Source organism: Sphingobacterium puteale (genome assembly GCF_050986225.1).
Classification (GTDB): Bacteria; Bacteroidota; Bacteroidia; order Sphingobacteriales; family Sphingobacteriaceae; genus Sphingobacterium; species Sphingobacterium puteale.
This window is the reverse complement of the sequence record NZ_CP158959.1, coordinates 1,922,932-1,938,533: the sequence shown is the minus strand read 5'-3', so window position 1 is coordinate 1,938,533 and position 15,602 is coordinate 1,922,932. Positions and strand designations below refer to the sequence as shown.

Sequence of the window (15,602 nt, the reverse complement as noted above, 5' to 3'; positions counted from 1 at the left end):
TTAAACTTTAAAAAATTACGCAAATGATTGATGCAACTAAATTAGCCGAACTATATAAAACAAACCTACTCAACGATGTCATACCTTTCTGGTTAAAAAACTCCTTAGACAAGGAATACGGTGGATATTTCACCTGTTTAGAAAGAGATGGCCAGCTATTTGATACCGACAAATTTGTCTGGCTTCAGGCTCGTCAAGTATGGACTTTTTCCATGTTATACCTCGAAGTCGAACAACGAGAAGAGTGGCTGACTATGGCCGAGGCAGGGGCTTCATTTTTATTGCAACATGGTATGGATAAAAATGGCCACTGGTACTTCTCATTAACAAGGGCGGGACAGGCACTCATACAGCCTTACAATATATTTTCAGATTGTTTCGCCGCCATGGCTTTTGGCAAACTGTATCAAGCTACTGGTAATAGAGAGTACGCAACTATAGCTCAAACTACTTTTAATCATATTCTGGAACGGCAGCACAGTCCGAAGGGCATGTATACCAAAACAGTTACCGGCACCCGGGAGATGGAAAATTTTGCATTACCAATGATCCTATGTAACCTGGTCCTTGAATTGGAATCACTTCTGGATCCAGCATTGGTAGAAAAAACCATTGAAATGGGTATCAGTACTGTGATGAATAAATTTTACCATGCTGATAAGGGAGTTATACTGGAAAATATCCTGCGGGATGGCAGTTTTTCCGACTCCTTTGACGGTAGACTCATCAACCCCGGCCACGGTCTGGAAGCCATGTGGTTTATCATGGATCTGGCAAAACGAAACAATGATATCGAATTGATACGCCGGGCTACAGCGATCACACTTCAGCTGGTTGAATATGGCTGGGATAAAAAACACGGAGGTATCTTCTATTTCATGGATGTACTCAAGCGGCCCGTACAGCAGCTTGAATGGGATCAGAAACTCTGGTGGGTTCATATTGAAACGATGATCAGTTTAGCAAAAGGCTATCTGCTCACCGGTGACAAAAAGTGCGCAGAATGGTTTAACAGATTGCAGGAATATACCTGGAGTCATTTTCCCGATCCGGAATATGGAGAATGGTTTGGATATTTAAACCGATATGGCACACCTCTTTTATCTCTAAAAGGTGGAAAATGGAAGGGTTGCTTTCACGTACCGAGAGGGCTATATCAACTCTGGAAAACCATGGAAGCTATTGAACAAAAACAGGGAATTAACCTTTTAACTGCTCAATAGGATATGGCTTTTACTTCGATCAACACAGATTTTGACCTACATGCTCAGGATCTTAAGTCACAGAAAACCGCTCTGGTATTGCTTGCGGGACTTTATTTCATGATGGGCTTCATCACCTGTCTCAATGATTCACTCGTCCCCTTTTTTAAATCCGGTTTTGATTTAAATTATGCAGAATCTTCCCTTGTACAATTTTATTTTTTTGTGACTTATGCCATTATGTCCATTCCCGCAGGAAGAATTGTCGAGAAAACCGGGTATAAAAAAGGGATGGTACTGGGTTTTGGCATTGCAAGTTTTGGTTCTTTTCTCTTTTTGCCCGCATCACTGTTTCACCAATATGAAATATTCTTAGGAGCCTTGTTTATTCTTGCACTTGGCATTGTGCTGTTACAGGTAGCTGCGAATCCTTACGCCACATTATTAGGTAAACCTGAGACTGCCTCCGCTCGGCTGGCGTTGATCCAAGGAATAGGATCTCTGGGAACTACAATAGCACCTCTTTTTGGTGCCCATGTCATCTTGTCCCATATCGGGACAAGACATGCGGCCGGAGCTTTAACAATACCCTATATCGGAATCGGTATTTCCCTTCTTCTCGTCGCGGTGATTGTTTCCTTGATCGCTCTTCCGAATATAGTCACCGGAGCGAAGCGGAATATGGATCAAGGCGGAAAAACTTTGCTTTCCTTCCGGAATTTGAGATTCGGTACGCTAGCCATATTCATGTATGTAGGTGCCGAAGTCACCATTGGTACTTTTCTGACCAATTATATTGCCGATCTTTTAGCTATTCAGGAACATCAGGCCAATAGTTATGTTGCATTTTATTGGGGTGGCATGCTCTTGGGGCGGCTTGCGGGTTCAATCTTATTAAAATCAGTTCAGCCGCAGCGCATGCTCATATCCGCAGCAATAATAGCTTGTGCGCTTATACTTACTTCCATCTTGACCAGCGGTATGCTGGCAGCTTGGTCTCTCATCGCTCTCGGTATTTGCAATGCGACTATGTTTGCTATTGTTTTTTCTTTATCCATACAGGATCTGGGTAAGTACACGACACGTGCTTCCGGTCTCCTGTCGACGGCGATCGCAGGCGGAGCCATTATACCCTATGTATGTGGTGTAATAGTTGATCAATATTCATGGGGCTGGGGCTTTATACCCGTTCTCTGCTGTTACAGCTACTTGATTTTCTATGGCATGAACGGCTATAAGCACAATACGAATCAATTGTATTAACGATGACTATCATCCTTCACTATTAATGATATTATAAAAAGATGAAATATACCTTTTTAATCCTATTTACAAGCATTTTGACATTTTTTTCTGTGACCGCCCAAACCAAGGCCGTAAAGGGAACATGGATCAATCTAGCTTATCAAGATGTAAGAAATAAATATACCAATCCCGCCCACGTGGACTATACCAGTCCCAACTTTTGGAATCAAAAAATTAAAGAATATTCCGAAATGGGCATATCATATCTGATTATTATGGCCGTGGCCAACGAGCGAAAATCATATTATCCCTCCGATTTCATGCAAGCTGCCTATCCGGCAGACCGGGAGAGCCCGGTCGAAGCCATTATGCGCACAGCTGACAGTTTAGGTATGAAGGTATTTATGAGCTGCGGCTGGGCCATCAATCAGTATGATGACCGTACTAGCGCCGAAATACCTTTACTTCAACAGCGTATTATGCGGGAGATTGCTGCCAAATTTGGAAAGCAAAAATCATTTTACGGCTGGTATCTCCCTATAGAAGACGGTTTATTTCCTTTCCTGTCCGACGAGGCCGTAGAATTTACCAATACACTAACAGCTGAAGGGAAACGTCTCGTACCGTCGGCACGTGTCATGATTTCACCATACGGTCTATGGATGGCCGAAGTAGACAGCGAAAAATTTGCAACCCAGATCCGAAAACTAAAAGTCGACATTGTTGCTTATCAGGATGAGGTTGGCTGCGTGAGAGAACCGCTTCCCATCAAAAAAGTGAAACAGCATCTGAAGACATTAGGCAAAATACACGAGGGAACGGCAATTGCATTTTGGACAAACGTCGAATCTTTTACCTGGGAAAAGGGGACCAATTCCATTGAATCAGCATTAATTCCCGCTGCTTTCCCCCGCTATCTTTCTCAAATAACCGGCGCCACACAGGCCGGAGCAAAGGAAATAGTCAGCTTTGCAATGTACGGCATCTATGATAAGCCAAATTCTGACATGCCTATCGGGCAGCCTTACGGCACTGCCAAGGCTTATATGGATTACATGGACTGGCGCGCCGGTAAAGGCCGATGGCCATGGCTTGAAGCGACTTTCAAAGGATCCGCTAAACATGAGGCTGCCGGAAAAAAAGTCGAACTGAAGACATCTACGCTGACAACATACAAGCAGGGGAGCCTCGTCGACGGTCTGTACGGTCAGGAGGATACAAAAGATCAACGATGGACTGCTTTTAAAAATGGAAAGATGACTGCCGTGATCGATCTAAATGAATCCATATCCATCACCAATCTCGCTGCCAGGTTTTTGCATTATCGTAAAGAAAATATTGTACTGCCCTCAACAGTGACTTTTTCCCGCTCAACGGATGGTAAAAATTTTGAAAAGATAAAAACCGTATCGATCGAAATATCCAAAAATGACCAGCATGATTGCTGGATAGATATGGCATTTGTGGAAAATATCGCAAAAACGGCACGCTATATTAAAGTAGAAGTAGAAGGCGAACAAGATACGTTGATCATGTGTGATGAACTGCTTGTCAATATGGTCAGGTAACGGTAATCAAAAATAAAATTACAGGCCATACCAGCGATTCAAAACGGTCGATTCAAGCCGGTCAAATGGTAAATACAGAACCAAAAAGAATATGAATAACACTGTTTTAAGAAATATATTTTTAATCGTCATTCTGCTTATACTAAGCCCTGTACAACATGGCTTAGCCATTAACAGTGCCTATGCGAAATCCCTCCCCGACCAACTGGTACATTTAAAATGCAAGAATATGGAGATAGCTATCGATAGCCACAATGGTATCCTCCGTGAAATACGTTATAAAAATAAAGGTTCGGTCGTAAAAAACATGGAGCCGGCTAACAATCAGCTCTGGACTTTATCATTGACAGATGCAGGACAGACAGTAGAACTACTAGCAGATGATTTTGCTGATTTTAGCGTTCAAAAACTTTCGAACGACTCGATGAAGCTGGTATGGCAATCTTACAAAAGACAAGCTGGGCAATCCCTTGCTGTTGAAGTCGATATTAAAATGCAATCCACAACTGACCTCTCCTATTGGAATATCCGGGTAAAAGGCCTGGAAAAAAAACTGCTCCACCGAGTCATCTTTCCTGCAATAGGTGGATTAAAACCAATTGAAAACGGCACATTTGCTGTCCCGCACTGGATGGGAGAAATCATGAATGCACCCAAACAGCATCTATTGGCTTCTGCCGAAAAAAAATCGCAGTTTAGCTGGACCTACCCCGGCCTACTTGCCATGCAATTTATGACATTGTATGACACACACGGACTTTACATGGCATGCAATGATCAGCACATGCAGCAGAAAGAGTTTTCACTTCGCCATGACATCAATCAAGGGCTGTCTTTGCAAATAGCACATACGCCCTCCTTAATAGACCGGCATGAATATACGCTGCCGTATCAAGTCGTTATTGGGGCATATCAGGGTGACTGGATGACAGCGAGCCGTATTTATAAGTCCTGGGCAGTTGAACAAGACTGGGTAAAACAGAGCCGATTGAAAAATGGATTGGTTCCTGACTGGATACGTAACACCGGACTCTGGGTATGGAACAGAGGTAAATCAGATCAAGTACTGGCACCAGCAATGGCGTTAAAAGATCATTCAGATTTCCCAATAAGTGTTTTATGGCACTGGTGGCATCATGGTTCCTATGATGACAGCTTCCCCGAGTACCTACCGCCAAGAGAAGGAGTAAACAGCTTTATAGATCACATTTCAAAAGCGAAAACAAAGGGCGTACATGCCTTGGCTTATATGAACGCCCTTCAATGGGGAGACAGTACAGCCAGCTGGTTGACCGAAAATGCATATCGGTATGCCATCAAGGACCGGCAAGGAGAACCGCTGACCCATGTGTATAACATTTTCACAAACAAACCGCTGACCAATATGTGTGTAGGAACAGAATTCTGGCGAAATAAATACAAAATAACAGCAGGCACACTGTTAAAAGATTATGGCATTAGTGGTATATATATGGATCAAGCTTGTATACAGAGAACTTGTTATGATCCAAGCCACGGTCATCCCATCGGCGGGGGTAATTTTTGGGCACAATTTTCAAAGCAGCTGACCGAGGATGTGAGATCAAGTACTGATGGCCCTATCGTTTTATCAGGAGAAGGATCATGTGAAGCCTGGATCCCCTCCCTTGATCTTTTTCTGTCACTGCAAGTAAGCCGGGAGAGATATTCGGGAGTTGATGGCTGGGATCCTATTCCGCTATTTCAGGCTGTTTACCATGAATATGCCCTAAGCTATGGAAGCTATTCTTCTTTGTTGACTCCCCCCTATGATGAATTATGGCCAGAAAGGTACAGGCCTTCAACATCAGATACTTTAGATGGTATTTACCATCAACAATTTATGCTGGAGCAGGCACGCTCGTTCGTTTGGGGTATGCAACCTATGCTTGCAAACTATCATGAAACATTGATGCACAGTCGGAAACCCGAAATGGACTTTATTCTCCGTTTGGCTAAGCTACGCTATGAGCAATTAAAATATCTACAGGATGGAGAATTTTACCGCCCTCCGGTACCTGTCGAACAGCAAAACAAAATGTCCATAGCTCTATCCAAACTGTCCATCTACGCAGGCCAGAATGAACATGTGAAAACGTTTCACAAATCCGTCCATACGGTGCTGGTCGGCGCATGGCGATCATCCGATGGTATATTGGGAATACCCATTGTCAATATTGCCAAAGGACAAACCACTGTTGATTTTATCCTGGATGCAAAAGATTATCAGTTACCACAACAGGGAACGATCTATTTGTCAAGGGAAAACCAAAAAAAGAAGATTGGGAAATACTATAGTGGACGAATTGAACTAAGCGTGCCACTTACTGGATATGATGCATTAATTATTGAAATAGGGTGACGTTTTGCCCTAAATCAGGAGATGTTTTCAAGAGATTTTCGAAAGTCTCAAAAAAACATATTTAAACAGGCACTTTTGTTGGAACTTAACAATGGAGATTGATCAATCTCCATTGTATTCAAACAGCCTGAGCACTTTCCGAGGATATCATGAATCGCAAACCTGTGCCCCCCTTATACCAACAGACGAGATCGGCTCCATTTCCAAAGAACAAGCAGCACCACAGCGAAGCCTACAAACCAAAAGTACTTAACGGATATCATCCTGTTGATACTTTGGTCATGTTTGACCTCCTTTTGTTTTCCCTGTTTATTTTTTGTGGTCAGATCCTGCATCTGTTTGTCAATATTCCTTTTCGACTCCTGTCCCAGTAAAATCCCCGACTGAGCGAGCAGCCCGCTATCCGGATGGAAGCGAAAAGCACTGTCCGTCCAAAAATACCAGCGGCGAGAAAGCGTATCCTGCCGGAAGGTATACAGCCGTTGGCGCAGTTCGGTATGCTGCCAGTCTATTTCAACTTCTTCTCGTTTATCGCGCTTTTTATGCTCATATAGCTTGCAGGAAATCAGGATAAGCAGCCCAATAGAGACACATAAAATTTTGATTCGCTTTATTTCCATAATCACCATCCTTTCAATCCAGCCAATTTGAAAACGCGTAAATAGCCGATACAGCGCGTCGCTTGGATACGACCCGATCCGCCACGTTTCCCTCCACGGTCAGTATCCAGTGCCCCTGTTTCTCACGGACGATGCCCACATGGTCAATGCGTGCAAGCTGCCTATTGTAGATCCCAAAGAGGTCCGCTGGCCGGATAGCATCCTCCTGTATCTGCCGCTGACTATAACGTCGGGCCTTCGGAAATAGGGCCGGACTCCAAGCATTGCGCGGTACCGAACGGCCTGCTTTGCCGTAACACCATGAGACAAATGCCGCACACCAAGCATAGCCTTTTCCGAGGCCGGTATAAGCAAGGTATTCCTCGACACGCTTACCATCATTGTGGCCCGTTGCTTCGCTGACTCCGATCTCCTGAATAGCAATATTCACAATGTTTTCGCGAAAATTTTCTGTTCGATCCGCCTGCCCAGGTCTGGCCCCCATAGCCATAGATCTGGGTTGATCTTCTGCCACTTCTCGCTCTATAGCAGAATTGCCAATACCGCCAAGAAAAAGAACAGCGACAAAAAGAACACCGAAAAATAAAGAATACATTGTTGCCATGATGTCAATTGATTAAAGTGATAAGAAATATCCTGACGAAAGAACTTAAAAGGCTGCCAAAGAATTTCTTGTAGCCAGTAGCAGCAGTAGATTGCGAGCAACCCCGCCAAAATTCCGAATAGCAGCACGGACAATATGCCAATATCCAATACACCCGCAGTCGGATCTATTGCCTGGAGCAAAAGACCTGCTGAAATAAAAAATACAAGCAGACCAGCCAGCACAATGCCGAGCAGCTGTCTATTTGTTAGCGGCCAATAGATATCCTCGATATCGGAGGCCAGTTGTTTTTGTATTATTTTCATTGATTATTTAAATAAGTTCATCTATAATTCTATGGCTAGCAGCTATTCAAATAGCCCTAAGTATTGACTATTGGAAAAATTGGTTTTGTCCCTATCATGTACAATCAGGTACAGATGTACCGGCAGTTCTTCCATTCCTTCCGGTAGTTCCATTTGTAGTTTCCCCTGATGCCGAAGCACTGGTTCTTCATTGATCGCCGCCAGTTCATGCATTATAGCATAAGCACATAGAATAATACTGTCATCCCATTCATCGCATCTGACCTTGTCCGTTACCGGATCCCAAGCGAGCAGAATAGCTGCTCCCAGACGCTCAACGGAATAGACCCTCAGAGGAGTCTTCACGCCAGCACTCAGTTTCGCTTTTGCAGGGTCAACTTCAATATTGGGGTACGTACCGACCATGGCCCCCTGTAATATTGCGGACATCGCCCTGCCGATAGGCGTCTTTCTATTTTTATTCTTTCGCGATGTATAACCCATCTGTAGGATATAATTCACTGGGTTGAGAAATTTTCTTGCTTTGGTGAATTTCATGCGAACGGTTTCTGTTCCATTCGCAACAAAAGCCCTTCTTTCCTTTTGTTTCGTTAGTATTTTCATTTTATATATTATTAGTCCCTTTTTATACAAGCTTAAATCATCACAATGTACTATAGTATGACCGGTACCTGGTACCGGCCATAACCTATCGTTTTTTAAACCAGGTCTAACTCACCTAAATAGTTTGTCCGACTGATTCGCTTGTTCTTTCGATCCGCAAAGAAGAGCCACAGCTGTCCTTTACCGCCTAAAAAGTGTTCTGGCAGTTCGATATCTACCGTTCCCAAGCCCCGCGTTGGAGGCTCGGGAGCCGTCAGGAATTCGTCCAGCTCCGGATGGTAGAGTAAGATGTAAACATTATCGTCCAATTGCCCCTTTTGAATAGCAATCGCCTTATTTGTCCAGCTGATCATCAACATTCCAGCAGCGACCTCCGCTTTCACCTTACCGCCGGGCTGCAGACTTCCCTGCGAAATTTGTACCTTAGCATAATCAAGCATAAAGTTGGGGTACGTACCCACCACAGCAGTCTTGATATTGGCCTGCAACGCTGCATTTGTCGGCGTCATCGTATCCGCATTGATCTGCGAAAAACCTACCTGCACAAAAGGTGCGATAGGCATAATAAATTTGGCAATGGTATAGAAGCGCGCCTGCTGTATCAGTTGCTCTTCTGTTGCGGGCTTGTTGCTCTTTTTTGAAAGCCCACGGATATAATCAATGCTTTTCCAGCTAGCTCCTATTACGGATCCAGCCTTACCGCTAAATCCACCATTTGCACCTTTTCTAATTGTTCCCATGTTATTATTTTTTAAAAGTTTAACACATGTAAAAACTTGATTTATACCGGTATATCATGCTTTACAGCAACAAACATAAAATCGATAATTGGCAAATTCAAGGTAGGAAATCGGATAGTCCGATCGCTGTCCTGGCCCTATTTTCCAAGGGATTCACAGCGCGTACAATTGTCCGTTTACTGTCCGGGGCAAAAAGATCTTTGTAACCTTGTCCATCAGGCATCATCCCGATGTTGCTTCAATCCCGCTTCGGGATTGGCCCGTATCAGGTTTGGCATTTCTATCCGGCCTGTCTACTTATTCCCTACTGTTTTCCTACTCTTTTAGTAGGGAATTAGTGGAGGATATGTAGCGGAATATCGCAGTGATTGCGAATATGGTATGAAGCAGAAGCGAAGAAGCTTTGAATGAGTGCCGAAAATTGAAAGAAGAAAGCTGTTCAAAAAATCGAAACAAAACGAAAGAAGAAAATAGAAAGTTCGGATTCTAGGGAAATCAATCCGGGAGGTGGTGATATTTCTTTTTAAAGTCCACCATATCTGCATGCAAAAAATATTTGCCGGTATGGTCTTTTTTGAATGGGAGTATTAAGCCCTGTTTTTCACAGCGGTATAGTGTTTTTGAAACAATGCCCACATAGCGGTATACTTCTTTGCTATGCACCAGCACCAGCGGTGGATCGGGCAGTTTTCGGAGAATCAACGTTTTAATCTGCTCGGATGAATCCGTGATCCTGTCAACAAGATACCTGAATGCGTCGTGTAAGCAGGGCTGCCGACATTCTTTTGGCTTCGCAGAAATGTCAAAACAGCCTTCACAATGTATAAATTTATTCATAGATTGGGATTTAGGATCAATCGCCCTCCCCTTCCATTGTTGGAAAACCAATTGATCGGGTTTATAATAATTGAAGATTTTCATACCGGCACAAGGTACATTATCACGTTTATTCATGAATTTTAAGGATTTTATTTCGGTATTGCATAGCCTGTTCAGAAAGTAAATTGAGAAATGTGCTTTTGAGCCTATTTGAGCTTTTGACTATCAGATTAGACCGCCTTAAAATTGCGTGAAATGCCAGCTTCAGAAAGGACAGGATTTCCGTATGGGTGGTGCTGACATTTTGCAGCATAAATAAGGTAAAAAATGCTTTTGTAGGCTTATTCCCCACTCCTATCAGTGTAATCCCCTCGCGCATGACCGATTCATAATCATAGAGTTCGATCCATGCTCCTTTTATTTTTTTACCTTCCAGAATGATGGGATTGAGGTATTTCACGAGCTCATCGACCTCCGCCAACAATCCTTCAACAGTCTTTTGCTGCTCAAACTTACCATATACATTGCACTCATGAATGAGCCGCAGCAGTTTTTCAAAAGTATGCCTATCCCAGATTTCTTCACTGTCAATGGCAGCATAGCTTTCAAATATGGTTCGAAAGCGTGATGAAAGGTCAAAGCGCTTTATTTTTCTCAGAAACTCTTCAAAGGTGAGTTTTTCGTCCACAATATGATGATAGTACATAAAAATCTTAAAAAAGGCCAGTTGTTCAAAGCCCACCAGATGAAATAGCGGCACTTCGGAGCATACCATTTTTATCCAGGGACTATCCTTGCTGGCCAAGATTTCCATTTCCTCGCACAGCGCGTCGATATATTGTTGAAGGTCGGTGAATTCGAGGCGCAATAAGGGCATATAATTGGAGTCGATTGACAATACAGTTTGTGGTGCCCGGCCCGGTGATTTTTCAGGTCTGCCTTCTGCTGCGGCTTGCTGTTGCAGCTGTAGTTCGATATCGTACAAACGGATATCGAAATGGCGGGCAAGCCGGTAAAATTCGGGACCAGTCAAATATGTAGTCCCCCTTTGCCGATTTCGCAAGGAACGTTTTTCGATGCAAAGCAATTCCATCATTTCTGCTGTCGTTCGATCAGGGTCTTTTATTTTTTCTTCGATAATCTGAAATAGAGTAATTTGTATATCAATATCGGACTGCATAAATTGGATAACGCTAAAGTTAATTATTTAAAATAATAGACTTTAAATATATTACAAACCTTAATTAATTAAAAATAAAATCCCACATGAAACAGTTATTTTACCAAACGGTTTATCTAACGGTAAAATTTTTACCGATAAGCAACTAAAAAGGTTAATCTTTTGCTAATCCATTTTGAATGTACTTTTTATTTTGTCTACCAGCGTAGGTTCTATCTGGTAATAGCTTGCAGGCTTATGCTGACAGCGGTAAGAATAAAGTTTACTTTGAACACTTTTTCTGTTGATCTTTTCAAACAGCTCTTCGAGGGCAGGAGATATAATAATATAGTGCTTTTCCAGATCAAATAACATAATATGGTCAGCACGAATATACAGCGTGCTGTTGATCTGTATAAAAATTCCTTCAAAAATAGTATCAATTGGTTCATCGTCATCAGCTGCAAAAGGGATCGCATAACCTTCGTTAATGATAACATAATCAAAACCTTCCCCATATATAAACGCGAAAAAGTCCACATCTAAAACCTCGCTATCTGGATCAGTAGATTTAATTTTGTCTGTATCAGCAAATGTATTGGCAAGCTTTTGTGCTTCGTCTAATAACCTTTTTTCTTCAACATCTTTTGACCTAGTTTTTTTAGTTGGATTTTTAGACTCAGCACTCAAAATTGCAAGCATTCGTTTTTGATATCCTTTGAAGAAGATCAATACCAAATAGCCAATTATTACTGCGGATAAGTAATATTTTAAATCGGCCTGTTGATAAAAGGCCAGGATTTCTGATTCGTCCCTCGACATAGGCACTACATCTAAAGCTTCGTCCAGTGCGCTGCTATTCCGTCTTGCATTAAAGATGGCATATCCGAAAAGTAAGTTGGTTAACGTGAAAGGTAAGACCGACCATAATACCAGATTATGGGGAGGTCTATATTTAAAATCTGATTGCACGAAGAGCATAACAACAGAAAACCAAAACACATAAAAAGTTGCCGACGATAGAGACCAGATAATTCGGTCTACAATCATTTTATCATAAAGCTGCTCGGGTAAAGACCGGAGCGCAGGGATATAGGCCGCAAAATTACAGATAGCCACCACAAAAATACCGGCAACAATGCAAATAACATAATCATACCACCTAGGCTTACTTTTCGTCTTAATCATAACTGAGCAAATAATTGACTGTAAATATATTAATTAAACAGGTTCAACATAGGTAATATATTTACCTTAACGCAGACTCTCAAGTAAAACAATTACCTTTTGAATGAACCTCTTAGGACCTAAATTTACTTTATTCGAAATTCATTCTAGTTGAATACCGAAAACATATATAAACCTTATGAGCAATGGCCTACTATTGAATATGCTATGCCATACTAAAATAACGATTTAACCAAATGGGAACATACTATTCAGGAAACGATTCGCTTGTGACATTTTACAGCTATTGGGAAAAATTATATCCCGACCTTGAAGATTTCCATAAGCGCTGGCTATTGAAAAATGGTGAGATTATACCGATGAAAAGAGGTCAGATCCTATCGGAAATGCCGCATATGCAATCCGCGCTCTACATTGTATTAGTAGGCATATTGGCCAAAGAGCGTTATTGCCCTGATCGGGATGAACAACTGATCATGACCGTAGCCCTACCCCATATGGGATTCTTTACGACCATGCATTTTTTTAGCAAAAGTCCTGCTTTGGGTGATATAGTTTGTTTAAAATCGGGGCTAGTCTTAAAGATCCCATATAAAGCTATAGCACCCTATCGTAATCAGGAAAAAGCTATCGACACGTTGATTGATCTCTTGGTCAATAAGAAAAAATACCAGCTTGATCATCTCCGGGTAATGGATTCATTGCTTATATCCACAGATCGTTACTTCTATTTTGCGGATCATTTGCCGCAGCTCTGTCATGCACTTACGCAAACGCAGCAGGCTCGGTTATTACATATGTCGGTGCGAACTATTCGGCGTGCTAAACGACTACATGTACGACGAAAGTAATTTTTAGGCCACTTGGTGTCCTCGTTTCGGCCAAAACCTCTGTAATATCTTTGAATTAACGAAAGAAGAAAAAATACAGAGCATTAAATTACAGTAATGAAGCAACAACAGTCAAACGGCAAAGGACAGACCAACAGGCATATCTCGGAGATGAGCCCGATCTGCTCGACGGTGAGCAATCCGAAGCAGGGCCATCCAGCATTGCTGCAGGAGAATGTCAGGGTCATGGCAGGGGATCATCGAATCCCGCTGGGAAATTGTTGTTGTGCCGGGCCGGTCAGAGATCGACACGGCCGTAGATATACGACTTTCCCGCATAGGCGGTAGAGGAAGGATTGGTCTGGCAGAATAAGGAGTCCCAGCGCCAGACCAAAGAATTCGCTATGTGCGGACTCGGGGCCAATGTGCTGTCCAACTTTTTTGACCGATATGAACAGCGACATTGTGATCAATTCATAAATCTAAGTTAGGCAATTTAAATCATACAATTATGGCATGGTTTCAATTACTTGCTAATGGAGATGCAACAGATCCAAACGACTACAATCAAGTGACTTCACCCGGCTGTAGTGGTGCGAATCATATCTGTGCAATTCAGACAAGTCCAGATGTAAACAACAAGCCTGTATTCACTACTTCCCTAAGGAACGAGATGATTACAGCGTTGAATACAAACTCCAGTAGCACAAACGTTCAGTTAAGAACAAATCCGTAAATAAGGTATTGCACCTTATTTCAAAGGGCGCTCATATGGCGCCCTTTCTGAAAATCAAATGTTTCACTTTTAAATCTAAAAATTATGCCTTGGTTTCAATTAGTAGCTGGTGGTGATCCTGCAGATCCCAACGACTGGATTATAACGGGTAAACCGTCCTGTACGGGTGTTGGATACATCTGCGCAATTCAGACAAGTGCAAATGCAAACAATAAGCCTGTATTCACCACTCCACTGAGAAATGAAATGACTCATGCACTCAATACGCAAATGAATACGGCAAATGTTCACTTACGGTCGATTCCTTAATTATTCCGAAAATCAATCAAGGGTAGGAATTATCCTTGATTAATGCCCTCTTTCCTTAATGATCATAATCTCGATCACCTTCTTTTCACGGACTGCTTCCAAGCCGTAATAAAGTATCTGTTCATTTAGTTTTTCCAAGGAGCTATAATCTGGGATCTCTATAATTTCTTTAAAGCCCGATTCATCAAATGCTGGTGGATAGAGTTCGCTTACATCGAGTAAAAAAGCAAGATTATCTGCACCTTCCACTCGCCGACCATCCGTTGGCTTAACAGCATTTTCCTGTGATTTATCGGTCTTTCTAATAATGATTACGTCTTTTTCTTTCTTTTCAATAGATGCACTTACCCCCAGAAATGAAACAAGGTCGTTCATCACCAATTTTGCCATCTCCTTTTTAGACAAAGTATCCTGACTAAAACGTTGATAGCAGATCGCATATTTCGTATCCCATATCCTTGGTCCGATCGTGTTAGACTGATACTCATACATGGATGGATCCTTCACGTTCCATTCTACTCTACCCGGAATCCAGAGAAAATTTGGCGGGTCAATGAAATTATATAGTCGTTTAAAGGCATTAAAAATACTGGTATTGATCAAGCTCGTCACATACATGCCCGTTACCGAATCCTTTTCGATTGGTAGTCCGCCCTTAAACTGCAGATCGTCTCGATATCCTGTGATCAGGACCTTTCCCTTCAGGTTAGCATCGGCCGAATCATGTATCACTGTCTTGGTATTAAAATCGTCCTTTACCGGGATATCCAATTTTTCGTTCGCAATAAGTTCATCGATAAACTTTGATTTGATATAATCCGGATAGGTAATAGCTTTTACCTTACCCTTATAAATAAACACCGTGTGTGGTACCCCCTGATACGGAAAATATTTTTTTAATAGCGAGTCCGACACAATGGTGGGCAAATACGCATTTTTCTCTTTGAGGTATTTATTCTTTTTATAAAATTCCGTGATCAGCTCTTTGGACTGCCAAGTCACCGCAAAGATCTGGGCTTTGTCCCCCACTTCCTTTTGCACTTCCTTGACATGGGGCATCAGCTGGATACAGGTAGCACAGCTGGTATCCCAAAAATCCAGGATCAATACCTTGTCTTTATAGTCATCCAGGTCGACCTTTGTCCCTGAGAAATTCAGTATTTCCATGGCAGGCATATCCGGTACCGCAGCGCTAATTTTCAACTGGTTACTTAAATCTACATTTGCATTATGTTGACCAAAGCTAATCTGAAAGGCTATCAATAAACCTAATGTCATTATTAATTTTCTCATC

The 15,602-nt window shown here is 42.2% G+C and carries 17 protein-coding genes; 8 read left to right on the top strand and 9 right to left on the bottom strand.

The features are described from left to right. Window positions 1–23: 23 nt before the first annotated feature. From ABTV71_RS08015 to ABTV71_RS08000, 4 genes are all read left to right on the top strand, one after another. Window positions 24–1,223 carry an AGE family epimerase/isomerase gene (locus ABTV71_RS08015; protein WP_433902824.1) on the top strand — a complete coding sequence of 400 codons (1,200 nt, stop codon included), beginning with the start codon at window positions 24–26 and terminating at the stop codon, window positions 1,221–1,223. 3 nt (window positions 1,224–1,226) lie between these two features. After that, complete coding sequence (locus ABTV71_RS08010; protein WP_433902823.1) at window positions 1,227–2,465, top strand: sugar MFS transporter; 1,239 nt, start codon at window positions 1,227–1,229, stop codon at window positions 2,463–2,465. A 41-nt stretch (window positions 2,466–2,506) separates the two neighbouring features. Continuing rightward, window positions 2,507–4,015 (top strand): DUF4434 domain-containing protein, encoded by a 1,509-nt coding sequence (locus ABTV71_RS08005; protein WP_433902822.1) that lies wholly within the window; start codon window positions 2,507–2,509, stop codon window positions 4,013–4,015. Window positions 4,016–4,244: 229 nt separating this feature from the next. After that, on the top strand, window positions 4,245–6,395 hold the full coding sequence (locus tag ABTV71_RS08000; RefSeq protein WP_433902821.1) for a DUF6259 domain-containing protein: 2,151 nt from the start codon (window positions 4,245–4,247) through the stop codon (window positions 6,393–6,395). Window positions 6,396–6,568: 173 nt separating this feature from the next. Here the strand turns inward: ABTV71_RS08000 and ABTV71_RS07995 are convergent, their stop codons facing one another. From ABTV71_RS07995 to ABTV71_RS07960, 8 genes are all read right to left on the bottom strand, one after another. After that, the gene (locus ABTV71_RS07995; protein WP_433902820.1) at window positions 6,569–7,015 is read right to left on the bottom strand and encodes a hypothetical protein; all 447 of its coding nucleotides are present in this window, start codon (window positions 7,013–7,015) and stop codon (window positions 6,569–6,571) included. A gap of 13 nt (window positions 7,016–7,028) precedes the next feature. Further along, window positions 7,029–7,619 carry a CHAP domain-containing protein gene (locus ABTV71_RS07990; RefSeq protein WP_433902819.1) on the bottom strand — a complete coding sequence of 197 codons (591 nt, stop codon included), beginning with the start codon at window positions 7,617–7,619 and terminating at the stop codon, window positions 7,029–7,031. Next, window positions 7,538–7,924: a hypothetical protein gene (locus ABTV71_RS07985; RefSeq protein ID WP_121126840.1), complete on the bottom strand. Its 387-nt coding sequence runs from the start codon at window positions 7,922–7,924 to the stop codon at window positions 7,538–7,540. Before ABTV71_RS07985 ends, ABTV71_RS07990 begins: the two co-directional genes overlap by 82 nt. A 42-nt stretch (window positions 7,925–7,966) precedes the next feature. Then, window positions 7,967–8,527 carry a DUF6266 family protein gene (locus ABTV71_RS07980; protein WP_108632571.1) on the bottom strand — a complete coding sequence of 187 codons (561 nt, stop codon included), beginning with the start codon at window positions 8,525–8,527 and terminating at the stop codon, window positions 7,967–7,969. A gap of 95 nt (window positions 8,528–8,622) precedes the next feature. Next, window positions 8,623–9,267, bottom strand: a complete 645-nt coding sequence (locus tag ABTV71_RS07975) for a DUF6266 family protein (RefSeq protein WP_108632572.1) — start codon at window positions 9,265–9,267, stop codon at window positions 8,623–8,625. A gap of 495 nt (window positions 9,268–9,762) precedes the next feature. Then, on the bottom strand, window positions 9,763–10,221 hold the full coding sequence (locus tag ABTV71_RS07970; RefSeq protein WP_433902818.1) for a hypothetical protein: 459 nt from the start codon (window positions 10,219–10,221) through the stop codon (window positions 9,763–9,765). Beyond that, window positions 10,214–11,266 carry a hypothetical protein gene (locus tag ABTV71_RS07965; protein ID WP_433902817.1) on the bottom strand — a complete coding sequence of 351 codons (1,053 nt, stop codon included), beginning with the start codon at window positions 11,264–11,266 and terminating at the stop codon, window positions 10,214–10,216. Before ABTV71_RS07965 ends, ABTV71_RS07970 begins: the two co-directional genes overlap by 8 nt. Window positions 11,267–11,431: 165 nt before the next feature. Further along, window positions 11,432–12,433, bottom strand: coding sequence for a hypothetical protein (locus ABTV71_RS07960; RefSeq protein ID WP_433902816.1), 1,002 nt, complete (start codon window positions 12,431–12,433; stop codon window positions 11,432–11,434). A gap of 236 nt (window positions 12,434–12,669) precedes the next feature. Between ABTV71_RS07960 and ABTV71_RS07955 the strand changes: the two genes are divergently transcribed. The 4 genes from ABTV71_RS07955 (at window position 12,670) to ABTV71_RS07940 (ending at window position 14,308) form a co-directional block, all read left to right on the top strand. Continuing rightward, entirely contained in the window at window positions 12,670–13,284 is a 615-nt protein-coding gene (locus tag ABTV71_RS07955) for a hypothetical protein (protein ID WP_433902815.1), read from the top strand. A 214-nt stretch (window positions 13,285–13,498) separates the two neighbouring features. After that, window positions 13,499–13,636: a hypothetical protein gene (locus tag ABTV71_RS07950; protein ID WP_165306104.1), complete on the top strand. Its 138-nt coding sequence runs from the start codon at window positions 13,499–13,501 to the stop codon at window positions 13,634–13,636. A 138-nt stretch (window positions 13,637–13,774) separates the two neighbouring features. Further along, a complete protein-coding gene (locus tag ABTV71_RS07945) occupies window positions 13,775–13,999 on the top strand; it encodes a hypothetical protein (RefSeq protein ID WP_147430542.1) in 225 nt (74 codons plus the stop codon). Between the two features lie 84 nt (window positions 14,000–14,083). Continuing rightward, complete coding sequence (locus tag ABTV71_RS07940; RefSeq protein ID WP_121126844.1) at window positions 14,084–14,308, top strand: hypothetical protein; 225 nt, start codon at window positions 14,084–14,086, stop codon at window positions 14,306–14,308. Window positions 14,309–14,347: 39 nt separating this feature from the next. Here ABTV71_RS07940 and ABTV71_RS07935 read toward each other — a convergent pair whose 3' ends face one another. Next, window positions 14,348–15,601 (bottom strand): TlpA family protein disulfide reductase, encoded by a 1,254-nt coding sequence (locus ABTV71_RS07935; RefSeq protein WP_433902814.1) that lies wholly within the window; start codon window positions 15,599–15,601, stop codon window positions 14,348–14,350. Between the last annotated feature and the right edge of the window lies 1 nt (window position 15,602).

Excerpts from the sequence above, each read along its gene's own strand:
- ABTV71_RS08015 (WP_433902824.1), top strand. The coding sequence starts at position 24 with ATGATTGATGCAACTAAATTAGCCGAACTATATAAAACAAACCTACTC.
- ABTV71_RS08010 (WP_433902823.1), top strand. The coding sequence starts at position 1,227 with ATGGCTTTTACTTCGATCAACACAGATTTTGACCTACATGCTCAGGAT.
- ABTV71_RS08005 (WP_433902822.1), top strand. The coding sequence starts at position 2,507 with ATGAAATATACCTTTTTAATCCTATTTACAAGCATTTTGACATTTTTT.
- ABTV71_RS08000 (WP_433902821.1), top strand. The coding sequence starts at position 4,245 with ATGGAGATAGCTATCGATAGCCACAATGGTATCCTCCGTGAAATACGT.
- ABTV71_RS07995 (WP_433902820.1), bottom strand. The coding sequence starts at position 7,015 with ATGGAAATAAAGCGAATCAAAATTTTATGTGTCTCTATTGGGCTGCTT.
- ABTV71_RS07990 (WP_433902819.1), bottom strand. The coding sequence starts at position 7,619 with ATGGCAACAATGTATTCTTTATTTTTCGGTGTTCTTTTTGTCGCTGTT.
- ABTV71_RS07985 (WP_121126840.1), bottom strand. The coding sequence starts at position 7,924 with ATGAAAATAATACAAAAACAACTGGCCTCCGATATCGAGGATATCTAT.
- ABTV71_RS07980 (WP_108632571.1), bottom strand. The coding sequence starts at position 8,527 with ATGAAAATACTAACGAAACAAAAGGAAAGAAGGGCTTTTGTTGCGAAT.
- ABTV71_RS07975 (WP_108632572.1), bottom strand. The coding sequence starts at position 9,267 with ATGGGAACAATTAGAAAAGGTGCAAATGGTGGATTTAGCGGTAAGGCT.
- ABTV71_RS07970 (WP_433902818.1), bottom strand. The coding sequence starts at position 10,221 with ATGAATAAACGTGATAATGTACCTTGTGCCGGTATGAAAATCTTCAAT.
- ABTV71_RS07965 (WP_433902817.1), bottom strand. The coding sequence starts at position 11,266 with ATGCAGTCCGATATTGATATACAAATTACTCTATTTCAGATTATCGAA.
- ABTV71_RS07960 (WP_433902816.1), bottom strand. The coding sequence starts at position 12,433 with ATGATTAAGACGAAAAGTAAGCCTAGGTGGTATGATTATGTTATTTGC.
- ABTV71_RS07955 (WP_433902815.1), top strand. The coding sequence starts at position 12,670 with ATGGGAACATACTATTCAGGAAACGATTCGCTTGTGACATTTTACAGC.
- ABTV71_RS07950 (WP_165306104.1), top strand. The coding sequence starts at position 13,499 with ATGTCAGGGTCATGGCAGGGGATCATCGAATCCCGCTGGGAAATTGTT.
- ABTV71_RS07945 (WP_147430542.1), top strand. The coding sequence starts at position 13,775 with ATGGCATGGTTTCAATTACTTGCTAATGGAGATGCAACAGATCCAAAC.
- ABTV71_RS07940 (WP_121126844.1), top strand. The coding sequence starts at position 14,084 with ATGCCTTGGTTTCAATTAGTAGCTGGTGGTGATCCTGCAGATCCCAAC.
- ABTV71_RS07935 (WP_433902814.1), bottom strand. The coding sequence starts at position 15,601 with ATGAGAAAATTAATAATGACATTAGGTTTATTGATAGCCTTTCAGATT.